Source organism: Nonomuraea harbinensis (assembly GCF_019396385.1).
In the GTDB taxonomy this organism is placed as follows: domain Bacteria; phylum Actinomycetota; class Actinomycetes; order Streptosporangiales; family Streptosporangiaceae; genus Nonomuraea; species Nonomuraea ferruginea.
The window spans coordinates 87,468-112,330 of sequence record NZ_JAHKRN010000009.1; the positions used below are offsets into that span (position 1 = coordinate 87,468).

The following is a 24,863-nucleotide window of genomic DNA, read 5'->3' on the forward strand; positions in this document are numbered from 1 at the left end:
CCGCCCGTCCGTTAGTCGCATTACAGCCCCGTCCGTTAGCCGCATCACCGCCCCGCCCGTTGGGCGCATGACCTACCCGGCCCGTGACCGGCCGTGACCTATTCCTGGAGATCCCGCATGCCTGACCATCCCGCCCCCGCCACCCCGATGCCCGGTGTCCTGCTGTGCGAGGCGGACGGCCCGCCGGTGCGGACGGAGCGCGACGCCCTCGATCTGATCGGGGACGCGTGGTATCACCGCGCTCACCTCGTGGCCATCCCCGCCGGCAGGCTGCACGAGGACTTCTGGCGCCTCAGCACCCGCGTCGCCGGCGAGATCATCCAGAAGTTCGCCAACTACCGCATCAAGGTCGCCGTCATCGGCGATATCTCCGGCCAGGTGGCCTCCAGCGGCGCCCTCAGGGACTGGGTACGCGAAGCCAACCGAGGCGACGAGCTCTGGTTCCTCCCCGACCTGGAAGCCCTCCGCGCACGCTTTCCCGACGAGCCCGCGGCCACGGACCTCTAGGAGGGCGTTGAACGCTACGGCAGGCGTGTCGCTGTGGCGGCGGACAGGGCATAGGTGACGCCGGTCAGCCGTTCGGCAAGCATGGCCGGTCGGAGTAAGGACTGCACCCTCCAGTGGTGGCCTGCCGGGAACGGTGCCGCGTGTGCCGGAGGCAAGCGGTGGCCTGCCGGAACAGCGCCGCATGCAAGCGATGGCCGTCCGGGGGACGGTGCCGCATGCGCCCGGAGAGGCGGCGATCGCACGGTCATGGCCCAGTGGTCGTCTTCCCGGGCGGGGGACGGCCGACCTCTTCGGTGTGGCCGAGAGCTATCCGGGTGAGGTTGCGGAGGGACGTGGAGCCGGGGCGGAAGTAGTCGCTGTGGCCGGCCTCGCCCGCGTCGAACAGCCGGGCGCCGTAGGCGGGGTCCGTCGGGTCCTGGCCGAAGCCCAGGGGGCCCAGCTTGGTCTTCGGGACGAACCTCATCCAGTCGTCCGAGCCCAGGCCGGCCCAGACCCGCGCGGGGCTGAACGTGGCGGCGGGGGACTCCACGCCGGGGCTGGCGACGAGGGCCAGATCCGCGATCGGGAGGCCGGAGGCGGCGGCTTCGGCGCAGACCACCGAGCCGTAGCTGTGGCACAGGAGCGCGATCGGGGCCGCGGTCCGGCGGCGGAGGTCGGTGACCATGCCACGGAGCGCCTGCGCGCCTTCACCGGCCGATGAGTCGGTCATGACCTTCAGGCTCCAGGTCGGTGGGGAGTCGTATCCCAGCCAGGCGACGACCGCCAGGCGCGTGCCCGGCGACTGGTCGGCCGCCTCGGCCAGGAGGGCGCGGGCCGAGCCGCCCGGCCGGTGGCTGCCGGTGTCGAAGGTCTCCGCCGTGATGTCGGCGCCCGGCACGATGACCGCCACCCGGTCGGCCGTGGCCACATCGCCGTAGACCCGGACCAGCCGTCCGCTGGTCTGGGCGGGTGGGGCCAGCAGCGCGCCGAGCGCCAGCATGCCGAGGATCCCGTGCCTGAATCGCATGGCGTCGAAGGTACGGATCCGGACCCGGATTCCGCGTCACCGCACGGGCTGATCTTGCGGGTAGTACCGGAGTCGGATCACGACGCCGGAAGGATGACCGGCCGGCCCCCGCGTCAGGGGTGGGGCCCGCCACCTTCGGGACGCCAGCGGGTGTGGCGGTGCTTGGCCTCCGGGGGAGTCAGCGGGTGTAGCGGTGCTTGGCCCCCGGGGGGAAGTAGTCAGGGTCGCCGGTCTCCCGCAGCCGGATCACCGGCGTCTGGCGCGCCTCCGGCACGTAGTGGGCGAACTCGCTGTTGAGCCGCCGCAGCTGGGACAGGATCGACGCGCCCACGGCCTCGGCCGTGCCGTCCGACGGCTTCTCGCCGGGGGCCAGCTCCACCGTCACCGTCAGGTGCCGGTCGCGCCGCTCGTCCTCCGCCACCTCCATCACGAACTTGCCCGTCACCAGCCCGGCCACCTCCGGCTGCTCCAGCCCCACGGAGATGTTCTCGGGGTACACGTTCGCCCCGTAGTACGACACGGTGAAGCGGCTGCGTCCGAAGACGTACGCGAAGGGCCGTTCGGGGCCGGGCGCCGACGGCTCCAGCCCGTGGTCGCGGGCGAAGGCCAGCATCCGCTCGTACGGGATCAGGCCGCCGTCGTCGGCGATGTGGTAGCGGATCAGCGGGATGCCGTTGTCGCCGGAGAACAGCAGGGTCCCCTCGTGCTCCTCGAAGAAGCGCGCCCCCGGGTCGTACTGGACCAGCGTGGGCAGCCGCGACTCGCCGAACAGCTCACGCGCGACCGTCGGCCGCTCCGCCAGGAAGCGGCGGATCTCCACCGACAGCGGGGTCTCGTTGCCGAGCACGCCCGCGTCGGCCGTCCCGTACAGGGAGGCGATCCCGCGCACCGGATCGGCGATGCCGGCGCGGGAGGCCACCAGCGTGAGCCACTCCTCGCTGAAGACCTCGCCGGCGGTGACCAGCTTGACCTGCCAGCGCGACCAGGGAAGCCCGGCGTCGATCACGTCCTTGAGGAAAGGCGGGTAGCCGAGCAGCACCACCTGGTCGAAGTGCGGCGCCAGCTCGGGCACCACCCGCAGGATCTCCCGCTTGTCGCCGCCCGGCGCCACCACCGTCACCGGGTAGCCGAGCTCGGCCAGCCGGCGGCAGCAGGCGAGCGTGAACAGCCCGCCCACCCAGGTGCCGAGCGCGAAGCAGACCACCGCCAGCGTGCGCCGCTCATGGGCGGCGAAGGAGTCGCGGAACACCTCCTCGAAGCGGGCCGCGACGGCGTGCTCGTCGGCGGCGGTGCGCGGCCAGAACGCGGGCTCACCCGTCGACCCGGACGACACCGCGACGATGTCACCGATCACCCCATGACGGCACAGGTCAGGGAGCGGGTGGCGCCGCGTGTACGTGTCCTTGCTCGTCATCGGCAAGCCCACAAAATCCTGAAATGTCCGGATCTGGGCGGGGTCGATGTCGTGCTCCGCCAGGAACGCCCGGTACGCGGGCACCGTCTCCACCACGTCATGGAACAGCTTGACCAGGTCCACCAGCCGACTGTACGACCGGAACCCCGGCCCGTCACTCGCCCGGCCGCACCAGCCCGGTCTCGTAGGCGTACACGATCGCCTGGGCCCGGTCGCGCAGCCCCAGCTTCATCAGCACCCGCCCGACGTGCGTCTTGACCGTCTGCTCGGCCAGCACCAGCTTCCGCGCGATCTCCTGGTTGGACAGCGCCTGGGCGACCAGCGTGAGCACCTCGCTCTCGCGCTCGGTCAGCAGGCTCAGCCGGACGGCCGAGGGCGCGGGCCGCGGCCCCAGCCGGGCGAACTCGTGGATGAGCCGCCTGGTCACACCCGGTGAGATGAGCGCGTCGCCGGCCGCCACCACCCGGACGGCCTCGGCGAGCTGGGCGGCCGAGGCGTCCTTCAGCAGGAACCCGCTGGCGCCGGCCCGCAAAGCCTCGTAGACGTAGTCGTCGAGGTCGAACGTGGTCAGGATGAGCACCTTGGACCGCGAGCCGGGCGAGCACAGCCGCCGGGTGGCCTCCAGCCCGTCCATCACCGGCATCCGCACGTCCATCAGCACCACGTCGGGCGCCAGCTCGGCGGCCCGCTCGATCGCCTCCCGCCCGTCGGCCGCCTCGCCCACGACCACGATGTCGGGCTGGGAGCTCAGGAACACGGTGAAGCCCGTGCGCACCATGCCCTGGTCGTCGGCGATCAGAACCCGTATCACCCTGAACCCCGTCCGGTCGGCAGCACCGCGGTCACCTGGAAGCCTCCCACCGGGACCGGCCCCGCCTCCAGTGTGCCGCCGAGCAGCGCCGCCCGCTCACGCATGCCGACGAGCCCGTGACCGGCGCCCGGCGAGTGGGCGGGGGAGGAGCCGGGGCCGTTGGTGATGTGCAGGCGCACGCCGTGGTCGTCGCGGCCGATGTCGAGCACGACGGTCGCGCCGGGGGCGTGGCGCATCGCGTTGCTCAGCGACTCCTGCACGATCCGGTAGGCGGACATGCCCACCGCCTGGGGCACCCCCTCCAGCGACTCGGGCCGCCTGACCAGCACGGACAGCCCGGCCGCCCGCGCGTTGGCCACCAGGTCGTCCACCTGCTCCAGGCCGGGCTGCGGGGCGGTGTCGGTGCGGCCCTCCTCGTCGCGCAGCACGCCGAGCACCTGCCGGAGCTGGGCGATCGCCTCCAGCGACAGCGCGCGGATGCCGGCCAGCCCCGCCTCCAGCTGGGCCGGGTCGCCCGCCGCCTTGAGCGGCACCGCCTCGGCCTGGATCGCGATCACCGACATGTGGTGGGCCACCACGTCGTGCAGCTCGCGGGCGATGCGGGCGCGCTCCTCCAGCACGGCCTGCGCGCCCATGGCCTCCTGGCTGCGCCGCTCCTCCAGGGCGAGCCGCTCGGTGGCGCTGCGCCGCACCCGGACGTTGTAGCCGAGGAGCATGACGGCGCCCACGATGACCGACCCGAGCGGCATGCCGTTGGGGAAGGCGATCCACATCACCAGCACGCTGATCACCCAGGCGGCGCCGGTGATCCGCCGATCGCAGCGCACCGCCACCGAGTAGGCCACGAGCAGGTAGGAGAGCACCATCTCCGGGGTGTAGGGGTTGTCCTCGTAGTCGATGCCCAGCTCGAAGGAGACCCAGAGCCCGGCGGGCAGCAGGGCCAGCGAGGCGCGCCAGGCCGCCAGCGGCCTCCGGTCGCGCAGCACGAGCGGTACCGCGACCCCCAGCGCGGCCAGATAGGCGACGGCCAGGCGTCCGTCGTGCTGGAGGACCCGGTCGTAGGTGGTCAGGAACAGGACGAGGGCCAGCAGTGCGTCGGCCGTCCGCACCAGGTCGAGCGTGCGGAACGGCAGCAGCCCGAGCCAGCGCGGCACCGGCATGGCCAGCCGGCGGGACCGGGGCGTGGGCGGGTCGGCCTCGCCCTTGTAGAGCACGAGAGGGATGGGGCGCAGCACGGCCGAGAACACGGTTGAAGACTACGAGCCGGGTGCGCGCCGCGCGTCGCACCCAGGTCTGATCCGCTCTCACCCTTAGGTATCGCTTACATGATTACGCTCGCTCTGAGCGAACATCGGCAAGCAAGGGAACATTACGAGGCTCCGATGAATTGAGTCGGTATAACTCAATCCTTTGGAGTTCGCATGAGTGAGAGCTTGATCCTGCCGGTTCTGCCGCTGGACGACGCCGTCGTGCTGCCGGGCATGGTGGTTCCCCTGGACCTGTCCGACTCCGAGGTGCGCGCCGCGATCGACGCGGCCCAGGCATCTGGTGGCAACAAGCCCCAGGTGCTCCTCGTTCCCCGCATCGACGGCCGCTACGGCGCCGTCGGCGTGCGCGCCGTCGTCGAGCAGGTCGGGCGGCTGCCCGGCGGCGAGCCCGCCGCCGTGGTCCGCGGCGTCGACCGGGTGCGCATGGGCGCCGGCACGACCGGCCCCGGCGCGGCGCTGTGGGTGGAGGCCGTGACCGTGGACGCGGTCCCCGCCGGTGAGCGCGCCACCGAGCTGGCCAAGGAGTACAAGGCCCTGGCCACCACCATCCTGCAGAAGCGCGGCGCCTGGCAGGTGGTCGACCAGGTCAACCAGATCGACGACCCCTCGGTGCTGGCCGACAGCTCCGGCTACACCCCGTGGCTGTCCACCGCCCAGAAGGTGGAGCTGCTGGAGGCCGGCGACCCCGCCGACCGGCTGGCCAAGCTGGTCGAATGGTCCCGCGAGCACCTGGCCGAGCTGGACGTGGCCGAGACGATCCGCAAGGACGTCCAGGAGGGCATGGAGAAGCAGCAGCGCGAGTTCCTGCTGCGCCAGCAGCTCGCCGCCATCCGCAAGGAGCTGAAGGAGCTCAACGGCGACTCGGCCGAGACCGAGGAGGAGGACTACCGCGCCCGCGTCGAGGCGGCCGACCTGCCCGGGAAGGTGCGCGAGGCCGCACTCAAGGAGGTCGACAAGCTGGAGCGGACCTCCGACCAGTCCCCGGAGACCGGCTGGATCCGCACCTGGCTCGACACGGTCCTCGACCTGCCGTGGAACGTGCGTACCGAGGACAACTACGACATCGTCGGCGCCCGCGAGGTGCTGGACGCCGACCACACGGGCCTGTCCGACGTGAAGGACCGCATCATCGAGCACCTGGCCGTGCGCAAGCGCCGCCAGGAGAAGGGGCTCGGCGTGGTGGGCGGCCGGCGCAGCGGCGCCGTGCTCGCCCTGGCCGGCCCTCCCGGCGTCGGCAAGACCTCGCTCGGCGAGTCGGTCGCCCGCGCCATGGGCCGCAAGTTCGTCCGCGTCGCGCTCGGCGGCGTCCGCGACGAGGCGGAGATCCGCGGCCACCGGCGCACCTACGTGGGCGCGCTGCCCGGCCGCATCGTCCGCGCCGTCCGCGAGGCCGGCTCGATGAACCCGGTCGTGCTGCTCGACGAGGTCGACAAGGTCGGCGCCGACTACCGCGGTGACCCGACGGCCGCGCTGCTGGAGGTGCTCGACCCGGCGCAGAACCACACGTTCCGCGACCACTACCTGGAGGTCGAGCTCGACCTGAGCGACGTGCTCTTCCTGGCCACGGCCAACGTCCTGGAGGCGATCCCCGGCCCGCTGCTCGACCGGATGGAGGTCGTCACGCTCGACGGCTACACCGAGGACGAGAAGGTCGCCATCGCCCGCGACCACCTGGTGCCCCGCCAGCTCGGGCTGGCCGGCCTGACGGCCGAGGAGGTCACCGTCGAGGACGAGGCGCTGCGCAGGCTGGCCACCGAGTACACCCGTGAGGCCGGCGTCCGCTCCCTGGAGCGGTCGGTCGCCCGCATCCTGCGCAAGGTCGCGGCCGGAGACGAGCTCCCGGTCACGGTCGGCGCCGACGGCCTGACCGCCTATCTGGGCAGGCCCAGGTTCGTGCCGGAGTCGTCGCTGCCGGAGAACGCCCAGCGGACCTCGGTGCCGGGCGTGGCCACCGGCCTGGCGGTCACCGGCGCGGGCGGCGACGTGCTCTACGTGGAGGCGTCGCTGGCCGACCCGGAGACCGGCGAGACCGGCCTGACCCTGACCGGCCAGCTCGGCGACGTGATGAAGGAGTCGGCCAGGATCGCGATGTCCTACCTGCGCTCCCACGGCGCGGAGCTGGAGCTGCCCGTAACCGCGCTGAAGGACCGCTCGGTGCACGTCCACTTCCCGGCGGGCGCCGTGCCCAAGGACGGCCCGTCGGCGGGCGTGACGCTGACGACCGCGCTGGCCTCGCTGCTGTCGGGCCGGCAGGTCCGCGGGGACGTGGCGATGACCGGCGAGATCTCGCTCACCGGCCGGGTGCTGCCGATCGGCGGCGTCAAGCAGAAGCTGCTGGCGGCGCACCGGGCGGGCATCTCCACGGTGCTCATCCCGGCGCGCAACGAGCCGGACCTGGACGACGTGCCCCAGGAGGTCCGCGACGAGCTGACCATCCACGCGGTCAGCGACGTGCGCGAGGTCCTGGACATCGCGCTCGTCCCGGCTCAGGTGGCCGGCAGCGTCGCCGCCTGATCCCGTACGAGGACGCCCCGCTCCGGCGGGGCGTCTTCCGTACGGGGAGGTCTCAAGGGAGGGAGGCGGTGAACTCCAGCACGCTCTCGTTCACCTCGGACGCGAAGTGGCCGGAGATCGAGTGCGTCGCCTCCGGCCACAGCTCGGCGCGCACGCCGGGGATGAGGTCGCGCGCCCGCCGGATCGCCAGGGCCGGGTCGTGGATGACGCTGCGCCCGGCCACCAGCACCAGCGCGGGCACCGTGATCGAGCGCAGCTGCTCGTCGGTGAAGCGCACGGGAGGCGGGAGCGCGGGCCGGTAGTGCGCCATCGTCGCGGAGATGAGCCGGGCCACGGGGTCGTCCGGCGCGATCTCGCCGCCGGTGCCGTCGATCCACCTGAGAAAGCGCGGCCGCGCCCAGCGCGAGACGAACGGCAGCATGACCGGGATCGTCCGCAGGATCAGCCCGGCCGGTATCGGGGCCAGCGTGCCGGCCGGGTCGATCAGGCTGATCGAGGCCACGCGGCGCGGATCCCGCACGGCCTGGTTGCACGCCAGCCAGCCGCCGATCGACATGCCGACCAGGTGGGCGGCGCCGATCCCGAGCCCGTCGAGCGCGGCCGACAGCCAGGCGGCCTGGTCGCCGGCGTCCTTGATCGGCGCGGTCTGCTCGCTGCGGCCGCCCTCGCCGAGCAGGTCGAGCACGTACACGGGGCGGGCCGCGGCCAGTCCGGGGAGGTTCGGCAGCCACATGACGCCGGTCGCCGACTTGCCGTGCAGCAGCACCAGCGGCGTGCCGCCGCCCTCGCCGAACCGGTACGCGCGCACCCGCCCGAACGGCGTCGCCACGTCATGCGTCCCGGCCGGGGACGGCAGCGCGGCCAGCGTCTCGTCATAGACCTTCTCGTACGCCGCCCGCGCGGCGGGCGTGGCGAAGCGGCCGATCTTCGGCATCTCACCCTCCTTTGCCATACGATCATATTGCGTCCTTTGTCGTACGATCATATGGCGAAAATCGGGAAGGCGGGCGGATGCCGAAGAAGGTCGACCACGAACAGCGGCGCGAGCAGATCACCGAGGCGCTGTGGGGCATCGCCGCCTCGCGCGGCCTGGAGGCGGTCAGCATGCGCGAGGTGGCGGCGGCGGCGGGCATGTCCATCGGGCTGGTCCAGCACTACTTCGCGAGCAAGGACGAGATGCTCCTGTACGCGACCGCCCGCCTGCGTGATCAGCTGAGGGAACGCCTCGGGCGCAGCCTGGCGGGGATGGGGTCCGCCAGGCCCCGCGACCTGGTGCGCGCCCTGCTCCTGGCGATGCTGCCGCTGGACGCCGAGGCCCGGACGGCGACGCTGGTCGGCGTGGCGGTCTTCTTCCGCGCGCTCAACGACGAGACCATGGCCGCCCGCTACCGGGAGGGCCGCGCCCTGCTGTCCGCGGCGGTGGCCGAGCGCCTGGAAGGGCTCACCGCCGATCCCGCGACGGCCGCGGACGCCCTCCTGGCGCTGACCGACGGGCTGGCCTCCGACCTGTTGCTCGGACACCTCACGGCGGATCGCGCGATAAGCATCCTCGATCGGCAGATCTACCAAATGACCGAATCATCCGTTCGTTTGACCGAATGATTCGCTCATGCTTCCATGAGTTCATGCTGTACGGGACGCCCGAGCTGGAGCCGGCCGACAAGGCCGTGCTGGTGGAGATCGAGGAGATGCGCCGCGATCTCAAGTACCGGCTGGCCGAGACCCACCGCTGGGACGGCCAGTTGCGCCGCCAGTTGCGGGCGAGGGCGATCCAGGGCTCCAACTCGATCGAGGGCTACCACGCCAGCGTCGAGGACATCGAGTCGATCATGTCCGGTGAAGACCCGCTGGAGACGTCAGGTCAGGTGGCGCGCGAGATCGCGGGTTATCAGCAGGCGCTCACCTATATCCAGCTCCTGTCGAGGGCCCCGGTGTTCCGCTACGACATCGGCCTGCTCAACGCGCTCAATTTCATGATGATCGGCCATCACCGTGACAAGACCCCGGGGGTGGTGCGCCCGGGTGGCATCTACGTCCGCAGTGCCGCGACGGGCGAGGTGGTGTACGAAGGGCCGGACGTCGAGGAGGTGCCCGGCCTGCTCGACGAGCTCGTCGCCTGGCTCAATTCCGGAGATCTCGACGCGCCGAGCTATGTCCGGGCTGCCATGTCGCACTTCAACCTGGTGGCGATCCACCCCTGGCGTGACGGGAACGGCAGGATGTCACGGGCCCTGCAAACCCTGGTGCTGGGGCGCGACCAGACCCTCACGCCCGAATTCTCCTCGATCGAGGAATGGCTCGGCACGGGCGAGAACACGACCGACTACTACCGCGCGCTCCGGGACGTGCAGCACGGGGCGTGGGGGCCGCACGGCGACACCCACTCCTGGGTGCGGTTCTGCCTGCGTGCCCACCACATGCAGGCCCAGCGCGTCCGTCAGCGGCTCACCCAGGCCGGGGAGATCTGGATGCTGCTCGAAGAGCGGGTCGACGCCGACGGGCTCAACACCCGCTCGGTGTCCGCGCTCTACGAGGTGTTCGTCAACCGCAGGCTGCGCCGGAGCCGCTACCAGGCCGACGAAGGGCTCAGCCAGGGGCAGGCCGCCCGCGACCTGCGGGAGCTGGCCGCGAAGGGCTGGCTCCAGCCGTACGGGGAGACCAAGGGACGCTTCTACGAGCCGGGCCCGCGCATGCGCGCGATCAAGGCCGACTTCGCCCGGCGGGCCGAGCCGCTCCGCGACCCCTACCGAGTGAGCGACGTCACCCCCTGAGTCAGGAATAGCCGCGCCGCGGGGCGTCGTTGGCATGAGCATGACCGAGGGACTCGCGCATCGCCGATCCGGCCGGTGTTGTCGCCTGCGCATGGGGCGGATGCCCGCCCGCCAGGCCCGATAACCGCCCGCCCGCCCTCGAAGGTCTTCCCGTGATCATGCCCTCTTACGTGCTGCGCCGGCTGAGCCATCTGCCGTTCCATCCGGGTTCGCGATAGAGCGACCGGCTCTCGTACGGGATCGTTTCCAGCTCCGCGGCCATGGGCCGCCTTTCAGCCATGGGGAAGTGTCGTGATCGAGGTTTCCGGCCTGCGCAAGGCGTACGGCCGCACCGTCGCGCTGGACGGCGTGGACCTGAGCGTGCGCGAAGGCGAGGTCTACGGCGTGGTGGGGCGCAGCGGCGCCGGCAAGAGCACGCTGCTGCGCTGCGTCAACCTGCTGGAACGGCCCGACTCCGGCACGGTCAGGGTGGCCGGCCAGGAGCTCACCGGGCTCGGCGGCCGTGACCTCAACCGCGCCCGCCGCCGCATCGGCATGATCCACCAGCATTTCGCGCTGCTCTCCTCGCGGACCGTGGCGGGCAACGTGGCCTTCCCGCTGGAGGTCATGGGCGTGCCCAGGGCGGAGCGCCGCCGCCGCGTCGCCGAGCTGCTGGAGCTGGTGGGGCTGAACGGGCGCGAGCGCGACCACCCGCACCAGCTCTCCGGCGGGCAGAAGCAGCGCGTCGGCATCGCCAGGGCGCTCGCCGGCAAGCCGGCCGTGCTGCTGTCGGACGAGGCCACCTCCGCGCTCGACCCCGCCACCACCCAGTCGATCCTGGACCTGCTGAAGCGGCTCAACACCGAGCTGGGCCTGACGATCCTGCTCATCACGCACGAGATGGACGTCATCAAGAGCGTCTGCGACTCGGCCGCCATCATGTCCGGCGGGCGCGTCGAGGAGTCGGGCGCCGTCGCCGACCTCATCAGGACCCCCGGCTCGCGCCTCACCCGGGAGATCTTCCCGCTGCCCGGTCCCGCGCCCGCGGGCTCGGTGACGCTCACCTTCACCGGCGACCCGCAGCGGCCGCTGGTGTCGGAGGTGGTGCGCAAGTTCGACGTGGACGTGAGCATCCTGGGCGGCGCGATCGAGGAGATCGCCGGCGGCTCGGCCGGCCGGCTGCGGGTCGCGCTCATCGGTGACGAGGCTCCGGCCGCGCTCGACTATCTCCGCGAGAGCGGGCTGCTGGTGGAGGTGTCATGACCTGGGAAGAGATGGCGCCCCTGCTGGTGGAGGCCACGGTCGAGACCGCGATCATGGTCGGCTGGTCGGCGCTGCTGACCGTGCTGCTCGGGCTGCCGCTGGGCGTGGCGCTGGTGGTGTTCGACCGCGGCGGGCTGCGGCCGCTGCCCGCTCTTAAGTCCGTGCTCGGGATGGTCGTGAACGTGGGCCGGTCGCTGCCGTTCATCGTGCTGATGATCGCCATCATCCCGTTCACCCGGCTGGTCGTCGGCACCACCATCGGGACCGCCGCCGTGGTGGTGCCGCTCACCGTCGGCGCCGTGCCGTTCTTCGCCCGGCTGGTGGAGACCTCCCTGCGCGAGGTGGACCGGGACGTGATCCAGGCCGCGCAGGCGATGGGGGCGGGCCGCGCCACCGTCGTGGCCAAGGTGCTGCTGCCCGAGGCGCTGCCCGGGATCGTCGCCGGGATCACGGTGACGGTGGTCGCGCTCATCGGCTACACGGCCATGGCCGGGACCATCGGTGGAGGCGGGCTGGGCGACCTGGCCATCCGGTACGGCTACCAGCGGTTCGAGACCGGCGTGATGGTGGCGACCGTCGTGCTGCTGGTCGTGATCGTGCAACTCATGCAGAGCCTGGGCGACTACGCCGCCCGGCGTCTATCGCACAAGTAAAGGAAAGATCATGAAATTTGGTCGAATAGTGGGTGCTGCTGCGCTGGCTCTGTCGCTCACCGCATGCGGTGCGTCGCAGTCCGCGACCAGCGAGCCGGACGGCGCGCTCAAGATCGGCGCCAGCCCGGTGCCGCACGGCGAGATCCTCGCCTACATCGACGAGAACCTCGCCGAGGCCGCCGGCCTGGACCTGGAGATCGTCGAGTTCACCGACTACGTGCAGCCGAACGTCCAGCTCAGCGAGGGCAAGCTGGACGCCAACTTCTTCCAGCACAAGCCGTACCTGGACGACTTCAACGCCTCCCAGGGCACCGACCTGGCCTTCGTCACGCCGGTCCACCTGGAGCCGCTCGGCCTGTACTCCAAGAAGGTGACCGAGCTCGGCGGCCTGGCCGACGGCGCCACCGTGGCCGTGCCGAACGACGCCACCAACCTGGGCCGCGCGCTCAAGCTGCTCGCCGGCAACGGCGTGGTGACGCTCAAGGAGGGCGCGGGCACCGCCGCCACCGAGCGCGACGTCACCGGCAACCCGAAGAACCTGAAGTTCGAGCCGCTGGAGGCCGCGCAGCTGCCGCGCTCCCTGGACGACGTGGACGCGGCCGTGATCAACGGCAACTACGCCATGGAGGCCGGACTCAAGCCCGCGTCCGACGCCCTGACCCTGGAGAAGGGCGAGGACAACCCGTACGTGAACGGCCTGGTCGTCGCCGCCGGGCAGGAGCAGGACCCGGACATCGTCACGCTGGGCAAACTGCTCCAGGACCAGAAGGTGAAGGACTTCATCGCGCAGAAGTACGCGGGTTCGGTGACCGCCGCCGGATAAGGCGACGTTAAAGCGGCTTGCAAGCCGGGGGCAATCGGTTCCGCTTATCAATGACCCGACAGCAGAACCGACCTCTTCCCGAGGAGCCCTCAAGTGCGATTCGCAACTCGAATCCTGATCGGCGTCGCGGCCGCCTCCATGGTGGCCGTCGCCGCCCCCGCCGCGGCGAGCGCGACGACGACCAGTGCCTCCGCCTCCTACGACAGCTGGGGCCCGTACCACTCCAGTGACCACAACGCCAAGGCCGCGGGTCATGTGAAGGTGGAGAAGAAGACCTACAAGCACTGGTACTGGAAGACCGTCTGGACCCCCAAGAAGGTCTGCAAGTGGCACAACGGGGAAAAGAAGTGCTGGTGGGTGAAGAAGAAGGACAAGAAGCGCGTGTGGGTGTGGAAGCACGTCGACACCTTCGACGTCCACAGCAAGCTCCACAACGACAAGTGGTGGGGCAAGAACAAGTGCGCGTGGGAGACCTTCAAGGTCGTCACCAACGACGGCGACACCTCCTTCGAGCGGTTCAAGAACTGCCACAAGCACCCGAAGCACTTCTCGTTCTCCGGTAAGGACGTCGCTCACATCTACGTGAACGTGAGCCGCGGCGACCACTGGGGCCCGAAGGGCTGGCACTCCGGCTGGCAGGACGTCTACCACGCCGTCTGATCCATGACAGCGAGCCGCGGCCTCGAAGGCGAGGTCGCGGCTTCGCCCTGTGCGGAGGCTGGCTTTTCCCGGCGAGAACAGAATACTGTTCGGTCATGTACCCGGGAGCCATCGCAGCCGTCACCCCCGACAAGCCCGCTGTGATCATGGCGGGCTCCGGTCAGGTCGTCACCTATCGCCAGCTCGACGAGGAGTCGAACCGGCTGGCCCACCTGTTCCGCGCCGCGGGCCTGCGGCCGGGCGACCACATCGCCTTCATGTTGCCCAACCATCCGCTCTTCCTGGCCATCGCCTGGGCCGCGCACCGGTCCGGCCTCTACTACACGGCGATCAGCTCGCGGCTGCAACGCGACGAGCTGGCCTACATCGTCGACAACTGCGGCGCCCGGGTGTTCGTCTCCAGCGCCGCCCTCGCCGAGGTCGCCACCTCCATCACCGCCGACACGCCGGGCGTGGAGCTGCGGCTGATGCTCGACGGCACCGCCGAGGGCTTCCAGTCGTACGAGGAAGCCGTCGCGGCCCATCCGGTCACCCCGATCGACGACGAGGTGCAGGGCACCGACATGCTCTACTCCTCCGGCACCACCGGCAGGCCCAAGGGCGTCAAGCCCGCCCTGGCGCTGGAGCCGCTGACCGAGCCGGGCGCCCTGTTCGGCCTCATCCAGTTCCTGTTCGCGCCGTCGGCCGACAGCGTCTACCTGTCGCCCGCCCCGCTCTACCACGCGGCCCCGCTGCGTTACTGCATGACGTTCCAGCGCATCGGCGCCACCCTCGTGGTCATGGAGCGCTTCGACCCCGAGGAGTACCTGCGGCTGGTCGAGAAGTACCGGGTGACGCACTCGCAGCTGGTGCCGACCATGTTCATCAAGATGCTCAAGCTGCCGGAGGAGACCCGGGCGAGATACGACCTGTCGTCGCTGGAGGCCGCCATCCACGCGGCCGCGCCCTGCCCGATCCCGGTCAAGGAGAAGATGATCGAGTGGTGGGGCCCGATCATCCACGAGTACTACGCGGGCACCGAGGGCAACGGCTTCCTGTACGTCGGATCGAAGGACTGGCTGGAGCACAAGGGCACGGTCGGCCGTTCCCTGCTGGGCCCGGTGCACATCTGCGACGAGGAGGGCGAGGAGCTGCCGCCGGGCGAGCACGGCACGATCTACTTCGAGAGCGCCGCCGCCTTCGAGTACCACGGCGACCCGGACAAGACCCGCTCGGTGCAGGATCCCCGGGGCCGCGGCTGGACCACCCTCGGCGACATCGGCTACCTGGACGAGGAGGGCTTCCTCTATCTCACCGACCGCCGCTCGTACATGATCATCTCCGGCGGGGTGAACATCTACCCGCAGGAGGCCGAGAACGTCCTGTGCGTGCACCCCAAGGTCGCCGACGTGGCCGTGCTGGGCGTGCCGGACGAGGAGATGGGCGAGCAGGTCAAGGCCGTGGTGCAGCCGGTGTCGATGGACGAGGCGGGGCCGGAGCTGGAGAAGGAGCTGATCGAGTACTGCCGTTCGCAGCTGGCTCACTACAAGTGTCCCAAGTCGGTCGACTTCAGGGCGGAGCTGCCCCGGCATCCCACGGGCAAGCTCTACAAGCGGCTGCTCAAGGACGAGTACTGGAAGTGATTTTTCCGCGCCGGGCAACGGGCTTCGAGCAGGGAGGATAAAGTCGTCGTTTACGAGTTCAGCCGCCGTCGATCATCGGCTTAACCAGGACTTACGCCTGCTGCGGCACCCTTGGGTAAGAGGAACTCGAGGGAGATGACGATGAACGCGAACGAGCCTCGCGAGCAGGGCGCCGGCGGCTGGAGCCAGTTCGGCGACACGCCGCCCTCCGCCGGGGGCTTCCCCCGGCGGGACACCATGATCATGGGTCAGCCGGTGCCACCGCCTCCGCCTCCGCCGAAGAAGCCCGGCTTCACGGCCGGGCGGAAGGCGATCGCCGGGCTGGCCCTGGCGGCCGTGGCCGTCGGCGGCGGCATAGTGGGCGCCACCGTCGCCACCGCGTTCCAGGATCCCGTCGTGACGACCGTCAGCGCCCCGAGCCCCACGTTCAGCCAGACGTCCAACTCGCTCAGCGTGGCGCAGGTCGCGGAGAAGGTGCAGCCCTCGGTCGTGATGATCCAGGGCTCGACGGGCGAGGGCTCCGGAGTGGTCCTCACCGCCGACGGGCTGATCCTCACCAACAACCACGTGGTGGAGGGCGCCGGCCAGGGCGGCGGCCGGATGAGCGTGAAGTTCAGCGACGGCAGGACCGCCGCCGCCACCGTCGTCGGCACCGACCCGGCCACCGACCTGGCCGTGATCAGGGCCGAGGACGTGTCGGGGCTGTCCCCGGCCACCCTCGGCGACAGCGGCAAGCTCAAGGTGGGCGACTCCGTGCTCGCCCTCGGCAGCCCGCTCGGCCTCGACGGGTCGGTCACCCTCGGCATCGTCAGCGCGCTCGACCGCACGCTCACCGTCGGCGGCGAGCAGGAGCAGGCCCCGCCCGGCTGGCCGCAACAGCAGCGCGGAGGCGGCGGCGCGGTCTCCACGATCGGCGGCGCCATCCAGACCGACGCCGCGATCAACCCGGGCAACTCGGGCGGCGCGCTGGTCAACGCCGCGGGGGAGGTCGTGGGCATCAACACGGCGATCGCCACCGCGGGCAGCAACGGCAGCATCGGCCTCGGCTTCGCGATCCCGATCAACACCGCCAAGCACGTGTCCGACCAGCTGATCAGCACCGGCAAGGTGACCCACGCGTTCCTGGGCGTGAGCGTCACCGACGCCACCGGCGACGTGCCCGGCGCGCTGGTCCGGCAGATCACCGCGGGAAGCCCCGCGGAGAAGGCCGGACTGCAGTCGGCCGACCTCATCACCAAGATCGACGGCAAGGCCGTCGACGGCGGAGATGACGTCGTCGGGCAGATCAGAGGTTTCAAACCGGGCCAACAGGTTCAGATCACATATATGAGGGACGGCGCGGAGAAGACCGTCACCGCCACCCTCGCTGAAATGCAATAACAGGACCCCCACACGGACGGGTGTGCCGTCGAGATCGCTGCGGACTCGGCGGCACACCCCCTTCCGTTCACCGGAAATCCCGGCCGATCAGGTGAACCGGCGGCCCTCGTCACGCCGGTAGGCCCACGCGGCGGCGGCCCCGGCCACCACGGTCCACCCGGCCAGCACCACCAGCGCGAGAGTGTCCGGGGCGGCTCCGGTGCCGGCCCACCAGACCAGCTCGCCGCCGCCCCGGCTCGGCACGTACGGGGAGATCGCGTTCAGGAACGCGGGCATGACCTGCGGCGGCAACATCAGCCCGCCCATGATCGCGAACGGGAAGAACAGGATCTGCGACACCGCGATCGCCGCCTTCGACGGCAGCACCAGCCCGAGGAACAGCCCGATGAGCATGAACGGCAGCGACCCGGCCAGCGCCGCGCCCACGATCGCGGCCAGCCGCGCCGGGGCGAGGTCGGCCTCGGTGAACAGCCCCGCCACCAGGATGACGGGGAGCGTCGAGACCACCATGAGCGCCGTCGTGGTGAGGATCCGCCCGGCGAAGTGCGGGAACGGCCCCGCGGGGAGCGTGCGCAGGTAGGGGTTGAACGGCTGCTCGCGGTCCATCGCCACCGAGATCGACAGCCCCATCAGCGCCGCCGACATGGCGCCCACCAGCATCATCGAGCCCATCGACAGGGTCGAGGCCACCGGGTCGTCGCCGACGAACGGCACCGCGAACGCCAGCATCGCGATGGCCGGGAACAGCCCGCTGGCCAGCAGGCCGATCGGCACCCGGATCTGCTCGATGACCTGATAGCGGGTGTGGGCCAGGACGAGGCTAGGCATGGGCGTGCTCCTTCGCGGCGGTGATGGTCAGGAAGGCCTCCTCCAGGGAGGTGGGCCTGATCTCCAGGCCCGAGAACGGCGTGCCGCTGCGCACCAGCTCGACCACGAGCCGGTCGGGGTCGGAGGTCACCAGGTGGACCCGGCCGCCCTCGCGCTGGACGCCGGCCACGCCGGGCAACTCCGGCAGCTCGCCCGCGTCGAACGAGACCCGCCGCGCGCCGACCACGTCACGCACGGCCGCCACGGTGTCGTCGGCGAGCACGCGGCCGTGGCCGACGACCACCACCCGCTCCGCCAGCGCCTCGATCTCCTCCAGGTAGTGGCTGGTCAGCAGGATGGTGCCGCCGCCCTCGTGGAAGGCCCTGATGCCGTCCCAGAGCGTACGCCTGGCCTCGACGTCCAGCCCGGTGGTCGGCTCGTCCAGGAACACCAGTCTCGGGTCGCCGGCGAACGCCAGCGCCACGGCCAGCCGCCGCTTCTGGCCGCCGGACAGGCCGCCGATCTGCCGCTTGACCAGCTCGCCCAGGCCGAACCTGTCCAGCAGCTCGGCCTTGCCCACCGGCTTCGGGAAGTGGGAGGAGACGAAGTCCACGACCTCGCCCACCCGCAGCACCTCGGGCAGCCCGGTCTCCTGCGGGGTGACGCCGATGCCGCGCCGCACAGCCGGGTCGGACGGCGAGCCGCCGAGCAGCTCGACCGTGCCGGAACTGGGCCGGCGCAGCCCCACGAACAGGTTCATCAGCGTGGACTTGCCCGCGCCGTTGGGGCCCAGCAGGCCCACCAGCTCGCCGGCCCGGATCTCGACGGAGACCCGGTCGAGCGCGACCACGTCGCCGTAGCGCCGGGTGGCCTCGACCGTTCTGGCGAGGACTGTCATGGATTTCCTCCTGCGGAGTCCAGTAGGGAACGGATGGCCTTGGTGTAGTCCTCGAGCGCGAGCCGCCCCCGCGTGGTCATCGAGACGTAGGTGACGGGGGTGCGGCCCCTGTGGGTCTTGGTGATGCGCACGTAGCCCGCTTCTTCGAGCTTGGTCAGATGGACGGACAGGTTGCCCGCGGTCATGCCGAGCAGGTCCTTGAGTGAGGGGAAGGCGATCTCGTCGCCCTCGCCGAGGGCGCTGAGCGTGACCATCACGCGCAGCCTGGCCTGGGCGTGGATGACCGGGTCGAGCTCGGGCGCGGCGTCGCCGGAGGTCATGCGCGCCGCCGCAGCAGGATCCCGGTGACGATCTGGCCGCCGCCGAGGAGGACCGCGGTGAGCAGCGCGTGCCAGCCCGGCCCCAGGATGACGCCCAGGCCGTTGACGGCGGCGACCCACACCCCCATGAAGAACATCGGCCACTGCGTGTAGAGAGCGCCGCAGGCCATGTAGAGCACGGCCACCACGAGCAGCGACACGCCCGACCACATCAGGCCCCTCTCCTCAGGGGGCAGCATGGAGCTGAACCGGATGTTGATCACGGTCATCAGCACCATGCCGACGAACCAGGCGTAGCCATACATCATGCCCTTGGCCGAGCTCTCACCGCGGATGGCGGAGCTCAACCTGACGAGCCCGGTCGCCATGAACGCGCCCGCCACCAGCTGCGCGGCGAGCAGGATGCCCAGCGCGAGCTGCCAGGTGATGGGCGCGTAGGGCACGCCGTGCAGCCCGTAGTGCAGGAAGAACGCTCCGAAACCGAGCAGCCAGGCGACGCCCCACGGCGTGTAGAGCAGCAGCGGGTCGCCGTTCAGCGCCTTCACCGTGGCGGCGCGCTGCCGCTCGATCAGCCGGAGCGTCTCCTCGGGGGAGGAGGCCCGCTCGCCGTCGTCTGTCATCGCAAACTCCTCGGAACACCAAACTGGTTTGTACTGTAAACCAGCTTGCCATGCCCGTACAACGAGCGGCGGGCCCGCGGAGTTCCCTAACGCCGGGTGAGCACCTCCGACTCCCACAGATCCCGGTAGTAGCCGGGGCGGGAGACCAGGTCGTCGTGGGCGCCGCGCTGGATCACGCGGCCGTCCTCCAGCACCACGATCTCGTCCACCCGCTCCAGGCCCTTGAGGCGGTGGGTGACGAGCAGCGTGGTCCGGTCGTGCGTGACGTCGAGCAGGTCGGCCATCAGCTCGTCGGCCGTCTCCTCGTCCAGCGCCTCGGCCGGCTCGTCCAGCAGCAGCACCGGCGGGTCGTACAGCAGCGCCCTGGCCAGCGCCAGCCGCTGGAGCTGGCCGCCGGACACGGTGCTGCCGTCCTCGCCCAGCTCGGCGTCCCAGCCGGTGCGCTCCACCCAGTGCTCCAGCCGCGCGTCCCGCACGGCCCGCGCGAGCCGCTCGTCGTCGGCCTCCGGGCCCGCCAGGCGCAGGTTGTCGCGGAGCGAGGTACGGAAGAGGTACGGGTCCTGCGTGAGGCCGGTCATCATGGCCCGCACGTCGTCGGAGTCCAGGTCGGCGATGTCCACACCGTTGATCCTGATATTTCCGGACTCGGGCTCGACGAGCCGCATGAGCGCCGCCAGGATCGTGCTCTTCCCCGCGCCGCTCGGCCCCACCAGCGCCACCCGCCTGCCCGGGGCCAGCGTGAGCGACACCCCGTCCACGGCCGGCCTGCCGCCGGGCGCGTGCCGTACCACGAGATCCTCGACCTCGACCGTCAGCGGCGGCGACGGGGGAGCGGCGGGCGTGGCCGGCTCCGTGACGGCCGGGGAGGCGGAGCGGACCTCGCGCAGGCGGCGCAGCGCCGCCGCGATGCCCGCGTACCGCTCGCCGGCGGCGGCCAGCGGCAGCACCGGCTCGAACGCCACCAGCGCCGTCAGCGCGAGCACGGCCGTGCCGACCGTCCCCACGCCGCCCGCCTGCGCGAAAAGCACGATCGCCACCACGGTCAGCACCTGCACCAGCGTGCCGCCGGCCAGGGCGGTGGCGTGCACCCGGGCCTGGCGGCGCTCCAGCCGGCCCAGCGCGTCGCCCGCCTCCCCGGCGTCCCGCAACGCCCGGTCACCGGCCCCGTACGCGGACAGGTCGGCCGCGCCGTGCACCAGGTCGGCGACCCGGCCGGCCAGCTCGGCCCGCGCCGGCGCCATCCGCGCCGACCAGCGGCGCGCCGCGGCGGCGGTGGCCGCCGGCAGCAGCGCCCCGGCCAGCAGCAGCCCGGCCAGCAGGACGAGCGCCGTGACGGGCAGGATCGTCAGGCCGATCACCACCGCGGTGAGGCCCGCGATGGCGGCCGCCGCGGCGGGCAGCAGGCAGCGCACGAGCAGGTCCTGCACCGCGTCGGTGTCGTCGACCATGCGGCTGAGCAGGTCGGCGCCGCCCACCCTGGGCCGCTGCGGCGGGATCAGCGACTCGTACAGCCGCTCCCGCGTGCCGGCCTGCGCCCGCAGCGCCACGTCGTGGCCGGTCAGCCGCTCGGCGTAGCGGAACACGCCGCGCCCGGTGGCGAACGCCCGGGTGGCCACGATCGCCACGCTGAGCGCGGCCAGCGGCGGCTGCTCCGCCGCCCGCGTGATCAGCCAGGCGGCCGCGGCGATCAGCCCGAGGCCCGCGAGATCGGCCGCGGCCCCGGCCAGCACCGCGTACACCAGCCGCGCCCGCATCTGCCCCTTCATCGTTCCACCCGCCCGCTCGTCGGAATCTCGTCGCCGGCATTCTCCTGCTGAGGCGAGGCCGCGCCGGGACCCGGGGGAGCGAGGGCGGGTTCCGCGCGGGTGGTGTCCGCGACGACGCGGCCCTCGTGGACGCGGATGACCCGGTCGGCCAGCTCGATCATGGCCGGGCGGTGGGCCACGATGACGGCGGTGCGGTCCTTGCTCAGCTCGGCGGTCGCCGCCACCACGGCGGCCTCGCTGCGGCCGTCCAGCCGGGCCGTCGGCTCGTCCAGCAGCAGGACCGAGGTCGACGGGCGGCAGAAGGCGCGGGCCAGGGCGATGCGCTGGCGCTGGCCGGCCGACAGGTTGGCGCCCCGCTCGCCGACCCGGGTCTCGTAGCCGTCGGGCAGCTCCCCGACGAACTCGTCGGCGTAGGCGGCGCGGGCGGCCCGCCGCACCTCGTCCATGGAGGCGGCGGGCGCGCCGAGCCGGATGTTGTCCGCCACCGAGGTGGTGAACAGGTGCGCGCGCTGCGGCACGAACGCCAGCCGGGCCCGCCACGTCTCCAGGTCCAGCGTCCGCAGGTCGGCCCCGTCAACCAGCACCCGGCCCTCCGACGGCGGCACGAAGCCGAGCAGCAGGTTGAGCAGCGTGCTCTTGCCGCTGCCGCTCTCACCCACCAGCGCCACCCGCTCACCGGGCTCGATGGTGAGCGTGACACCGTCCAGCGCCGGGTCGGCACGGCCGGGATAGCGCACGGTGACGTTCTCCAGCTCGATCCGAGGCCGCCCGGACACGGCCGCGGCACGTCCCGGGGCCGGCGCGGCGGGGTCGTCCGAGCGGTCCAGGACGGAGAAGGCGGCGTCGGCGGCGGCCACCCCCTCCATCGAGGCGTGGAAGCGCGTGCCCATCGCGCGCAGCGGCAGATAGGCCTCCGGCGCCAGCAGCAGCACCAGCAGCGCCGTGGACAGGTCCAGCGTGCCGCCGAGCAGCCGCAGCCCGATCGGCACCGCCACCAGCGCCAGCGACAGCGACGCGCACAGCTCCAGCACCAGCGACGACAGGAAGGCGACCCGGAGCGTGCGCATGGTGGCCGAGCGGTGCGCGCCGGCCACCTCCCGGATCACCGTCGCCTGGTAGCGGGCCCGGCCGAAGGCGCGCAGCGTGGGCAGGCCGCGCACCACGTCCAGGAAGTGGCCGCCGAGCCGGGTCAGCGCCCGGTACTGCCGCTCGGTGACGGCCTTGGTGGTCATGCCCACCAGCGCCCCGAAGATCGGGATCAGCGGCAGCGTGACCAGCACGATGACCGCGCTGGCCAGGTCGGCGGCGAACAACCGGACCAGCACCGCCAGCGGCACCACCGCGGCCACCGCGATCGACGGCAGGTAGCCGGTCAGGTAGTCGTCCAGCCCGTCCAGGCCGCGCCCGGTGAGCGTGACCAGCTCCCCGGAGCGGTGACCGGCCAGCCGGACGGGGCCGAGCTCGCGGAACCTGGCCAGCAGGCGGTGCCGCAGCGCCGACTTGACGCCGGTGGCGGTGCGCCCGGCGAAGACGCCCTGCGTCCAGGCCAGCAGCGCCCGCAGCGCCACCACGCCGGCCACGGCCGCCAGCGCGACCGCGGTGAACCTGCCGGACAGCACCCCGGCCAGCAGCTCCGCCTGCACGAGGACGAGCAGCCCGGCCGCCATCGCGGCCGCGAACGTGACGGCCAGATGACGCAGGACCGGCTGCTCTCCCCGGATCAGGCGGAGTAGATCCTTGTGCACGGGCGCCTCAGAAGAAGGATGGGTTCAGGTCGGCGCCCTTGCCGGGACGGAAAGTGCGCCATATCCATACTTGCGCGCCCACCATGATGGGTGCGAACGGCAGGACCATGAGACTGAGCACATTCAGCGTGGCCGCCGGCGCGCTGTGCTCCAGCATGTAGGACATCCCCCCGCCGAGCAGGGCGAGCGCCGGCGTCGCGGCCAGCGCCCCCGACGCCAGCAGGGCCCGGCCGGTACGCGCCGGTCCGGCGAACCCGGGCAGCCGCCAGCCCAGGAACACGCGGCCGTGCCAGGCGAACAGCAGGGTCACCGCAGCGCCGAGCAGCAGCCCCAGCGGGTGCATGAGCGGCCCGTCGAACCCGGTGGCCGCCGCGTAGATCACCAGCCCCCAGCCGAACGACAGCCAGAGCGAGCCCAGCACGATCATCAGGTCCCAGAACGCCCGCCACCGGGCGCCGCCGATCCTGCGCCGGAACCACAGCCCGGCGTCCCGCACGATCCACGCCAGCAGCATGGCCACCACCAGCGGGTAGATCGCGGGCAGCAGCTCGCCCTCCAGCAGCGGGTAGACGCCGAACAGCGTCCCGGCGACGGCGACCAGCCACACCTCGTTCGCGAGCACGTACGGCCCGATCGCGGCGACCATGCGGTCCCGGTCGTCGCGGTTCCTGCCGAGGACCGGCAGCAGCAGCCCGACCCCGAGGTCGAAGCCCTCCAGCGCGAAGTAGCCGGCCAGCAGCAGGGCGAAGACGGCGAACCAGATCAGCTCCATCGGGGCACTCCTAGTGGCTCAGCGCGGGCGAGCGCTGTTCGGTGGCGGTGGCGCCGAGGGTGAGGTCGCGCGGTCCGCGCCTGACCACCCGGGCGATGAGCACGTAGTCGACGACGGCCAGCAACCCCAGCACCGCCACGAACCCGGTGAGCGAGGCGGTGACCATGCCGGTCGTGAGCCCCGGCGTCATGGCGTCGGCCACGGTCAGCTTCTCCCAGATCATCCACGGCTGCCGCCCCAGCTCCCTGGCCAGCCAGCCGAGGATGGCCAGCACGAACGGCACCGGCGTCAGCGCCATCAGCAGGGGATGCGCCCACCGCCAGCGCGGCAGCTTCCTGATCAGCGGCAGCATGAAGAGCAGCACCACCATGGACAGCAGGTTGCCGCCCTCCATCATCAGCCCCAGCGGCACCGCGGCGGCCGGGTTGTCGTCGAACTTGCCGTCCTGGATCCCGCCGAACTGGGCGTAGCCGTACGCCACGGTCAGCGTGATGCCGACGGCCGCGGCCACGATCCCCGTCTTCATCGACCTGGTGAAGAACTCCTGCTCGTGGGTGCGCCGCCGCAACTGGTAGGCGCTGGCCCCGACGAGCACCATCGCCCCGGTGAACAGCCCGGCGCCCAGCACGTGCGGCAGCGCGAACACCAGCGTCTTGTTGGTGAACAGCGCGCCGGCGTCCACCAGGGCCAGCCGGTCGCCCGCGGCCACCGCCCCGGCCGGGTTCTGCAGGAACGAGTTGGCCACCATGATGAAGAACGCGCTGGCGTACGCGGTCGCGGTGACCGCCCAGATGCAGGCCACGTGCGCCCACTTCGGCAGCCGCCCCCAGCCGAAGATCCACAACCCCAGGAACGTCGACTCCAGGAAGAACGCCACCAGCGTCTCCATGGCCAGCGGCGCCCCGAACACGTCGCCCGCGTAGTGGGACAGACCGCTCCACGACAGGCCGAACTGGAACTCCATCACCAGGCCGGTGACGATGCCCAGGGCGTAGTTGATGACGTAGATCTGCCCCCAGAAGCGGGTCATCCGCTCGAACAGCGGCCTGCCGGTGCGCGCCCACCGGGTGTTCATGATCGCCACCAGCGGCGCCAGCCCGAGCGTGAGCACGACGAACAGGAAGTGCAGGCTCCCCGTCAGGGCGAACTGTAAGCGGGCCAGATCGAGTGCGTCCATCTCTCCACTCCGTCGTTGTGCCTGTCTACATATAGACAGCCTACATGTAGACTGCCTACATGCGAGACGGTGCTTAGGATCGTTGCC

Annotated in this window: 23 protein-coding genes; 10 read left to right on the forward strand and 13 right to left on the reverse strand. The window is 71.6% G+C overall.

From position 1 onward, the window contains the following. Positions 1–117: 117 nt before the first annotated feature. Positions 118–507: a DUF4180 domain-containing protein gene (locus KME79_RS12175; protein WP_246639712.1), complete on the forward strand. Its 390-nt coding sequence runs from the start codon at positions 118–120 to the stop codon at positions 505–507. A 244-nt stretch (positions 508–751) separates the two neighbouring features. Here the strand turns inward: KME79_RS12175 and KME79_RS12180 are convergent, their stop codons facing one another. The 4 genes from KME79_RS12180 to KME79_RS46905 all read right to left on the reverse strand — a co-directional run bounded on the left by KME79_RS12180 (position 752) and on the right by KME79_RS46905 (position 4,985). Further along, complete coding sequence (locus tag KME79_RS12180) at positions 752–1,513, reverse strand: alpha/beta hydrolase (protein WP_219544520.1); 762 nt, start codon at positions 1,511–1,513, stop codon at positions 752–754. Between the two features lie 178 nt (positions 1,514–1,691). Next, the gene (locus KME79_RS12185) at positions 1,692–3,050 is read right to left on the reverse strand and encodes a phenylacetate--CoA ligase family protein (protein WP_219544521.1); all 1,359 of its coding nucleotides are present in this window, start codon (positions 3,048–3,050) and stop codon (positions 1,692–1,694) included. Between the two features lie 31 nt (positions 3,051–3,081). Then, the gene (locus KME79_RS12190) at positions 3,082–3,738 is read right to left on the reverse strand and encodes a response regulator (RefSeq protein ID WP_148032483.1); all 657 of its coding nucleotides are present in this window, start codon (positions 3,736–3,738) and stop codon (positions 3,082–3,084) included. Continuing rightward, complete coding sequence (locus KME79_RS46905) at positions 3,735–4,985, reverse strand: sensor histidine kinase (protein WP_148032482.1); 1,251 nt, start codon at positions 4,983–4,985, stop codon at positions 3,735–3,737. The genes KME79_RS12190 and KME79_RS46905 overlap by 4 nt, the downstream gene beginning before the upstream one ends. A gap of 174 nt (positions 4,986–5,159) precedes the next feature. Between KME79_RS46905 and lon the strand changes: the two genes are divergently transcribed. Beyond that, complete coding sequence (lon, locus tag KME79_RS12200) at positions 5,160–7,520, forward strand: endopeptidase La (RefSeq protein ID WP_219544522.1); 2,361 nt, start codon at positions 5,160–5,162, stop codon at positions 7,518–7,520. A gap of 52 nt (positions 7,521–7,572) precedes the next feature. Here the strand turns inward: lon and KME79_RS12205 are convergent, their stop codons facing one another. Beyond that, positions 7,573–8,454, reverse strand: a complete 882-nt coding sequence (locus tag KME79_RS12205) for an alpha/beta hydrolase (RefSeq protein ID WP_219544523.1) — start codon at positions 8,452–8,454, stop codon at positions 7,573–7,575. A 77-nt stretch (positions 8,455–8,531) separates the two neighbouring features. Between KME79_RS12205 and KME79_RS12210 the strand changes: the two genes are divergently transcribed. The 8 genes from KME79_RS12210 (at position 8,532) to KME79_RS12245 (ending at position 16,671) form a co-directional block, all read left to right on the forward strand. After that, entirely contained in the window at positions 8,532–9,122 is a 591-nt protein-coding gene (locus KME79_RS12210; RefSeq protein ID WP_219544524.1) for a TetR/AcrR family transcriptional regulator, read from the forward strand. A gap of 23 nt (positions 9,123–9,145) precedes the next feature. After that, complete coding sequence (locus tag KME79_RS12215) at positions 9,146–10,291, forward strand: Fic family protein (RefSeq protein ID WP_219544525.1); 1,146 nt, start codon at positions 9,146–9,148, stop codon at positions 10,289–10,291. Between the two features lie 291 nt (positions 10,292–10,582). Then, complete coding sequence (locus tag KME79_RS12220) at positions 10,583–11,533, forward strand: methionine ABC transporter ATP-binding protein (RefSeq protein WP_219544526.1); 951 nt, start codon at positions 10,583–10,585, stop codon at positions 11,531–11,533. Beyond that, positions 11,530–12,186 carry a methionine ABC transporter permease gene (locus tag KME79_RS12225; protein WP_219544527.1) on the forward strand — a complete coding sequence of 219 codons (657 nt, stop codon included), beginning with the start codon at positions 11,530–11,532 and terminating at the stop codon, positions 12,184–12,186. Before KME79_RS12220 ends, KME79_RS12225 begins: the two co-directional genes overlap by 4 nt. A gap of 10 nt (positions 12,187–12,196) precedes the next feature. Continuing rightward, positions 12,197–13,009, forward strand: coding sequence for a MetQ/NlpA family ABC transporter substrate-binding protein (locus tag KME79_RS12230; RefSeq protein WP_219544528.1), 813 nt, complete (start codon positions 12,197–12,199; stop codon positions 13,007–13,009). 93 nt (positions 13,010–13,102) lie between these two features. Further along, positions 13,103–13,669 (forward strand): hypothetical protein, encoded by a 567-nt coding sequence (locus KME79_RS12235; RefSeq protein WP_219544529.1) that lies wholly within the window; start codon positions 13,103–13,105, stop codon positions 13,667–13,669. A gap of 95 nt (positions 13,670–13,764) precedes the next feature. Next, the gene (locus KME79_RS12240) at positions 13,765–15,291 is read left to right on the forward strand and encodes an AMP-binding protein (RefSeq protein WP_219544530.1); all 1,527 of its coding nucleotides are present in this window, start codon (positions 13,765–13,767) and stop codon (positions 15,289–15,291) included. Positions 15,292–15,432: 141 nt separating this feature from the next. Then, positions 15,433–16,671: a S1C family serine protease gene (locus KME79_RS12245; RefSeq protein ID WP_219544531.1), complete on the forward strand. Its 1,239-nt coding sequence runs from the start codon at positions 15,433–15,435 to the stop codon at positions 16,669–16,671. An 87-nt stretch (positions 16,672–16,758) separates the two neighbouring features. Here KME79_RS12245 and KME79_RS12250 read toward each other — a convergent pair whose 3' ends face one another. The 8 genes from KME79_RS12250 to KME79_RS12285 all read right to left on the reverse strand — a co-directional run bounded on the left by KME79_RS12250 (position 16,759) and on the right by KME79_RS12285 (position 24,776). Then, on the reverse strand, positions 16,759–17,499 hold the full coding sequence (locus tag KME79_RS12250) for an ABC transporter permease (RefSeq protein WP_219544532.1): 741 nt from the start codon (positions 17,497–17,499) through the stop codon (positions 16,759–16,761). Then, positions 17,492–18,376: an ABC transporter ATP-binding protein gene (locus tag KME79_RS12255; protein WP_219544533.1), complete on the reverse strand. Its 885-nt coding sequence runs from the start codon at positions 18,374–18,376 to the stop codon at positions 17,492–17,494. The genes KME79_RS12250 and KME79_RS12255 overlap by 8 nt, the downstream gene beginning before the upstream one ends. Next, positions 18,373–18,696 carry a winged helix-turn-helix domain-containing protein gene (locus KME79_RS12260; RefSeq protein ID WP_148032469.1) on the reverse strand — a complete coding sequence of 108 codons (324 nt, stop codon included), beginning with the start codon at positions 18,694–18,696 and terminating at the stop codon, positions 18,373–18,375. Before KME79_RS12260 ends, KME79_RS12255 begins: the two co-directional genes overlap by 4 nt. Further along, on the reverse strand, positions 18,693–19,316 hold the full coding sequence (locus tag KME79_RS12265; RefSeq protein WP_219544534.1) for a hypothetical protein: 624 nt from the start codon (positions 19,314–19,316) through the stop codon (positions 18,693–18,695). The genes KME79_RS12260 and KME79_RS12265 overlap by 4 nt, the downstream gene beginning before the upstream one ends. An 86-nt stretch (positions 19,317–19,402) precedes the next feature. Continuing rightward, positions 19,403–21,082, reverse strand: coding sequence for a thiol reductant ABC exporter subunit CydC (cydC, locus tag KME79_RS12270; protein ID WP_246639713.1), 1,680 nt, complete (start codon positions 21,080–21,082; stop codon positions 19,403–19,405). Then, positions 21,079–22,827, reverse strand: a complete 1,749-nt coding sequence (cydD, locus tag KME79_RS12275; protein WP_219544535.1) for a thiol reductant ABC exporter subunit CydD — start codon at positions 22,825–22,827, stop codon at positions 21,079–21,081. The genes cydC and cydD overlap by 4 nt, the downstream gene beginning before the upstream one ends. A gap of 7 nt (positions 22,828–22,834) precedes the next feature. Further along, positions 22,835–23,599, reverse strand: a complete 765-nt coding sequence (locus tag KME79_RS12280) for a cytochrome d ubiquinol oxidase subunit II (RefSeq protein ID WP_148032466.1) — start codon at positions 23,597–23,599, stop codon at positions 22,835–22,837. A 10-nt stretch (positions 23,600–23,609) separates the two neighbouring features. Beyond that, a complete protein-coding gene (locus KME79_RS12285; protein WP_219544536.1) occupies positions 23,610–24,776 on the reverse strand; it encodes a cytochrome ubiquinol oxidase subunit I in 1,167 nt (388 codons plus the stop codon). Positions 24,777–24,863 lie beyond the last annotated feature (87 nt).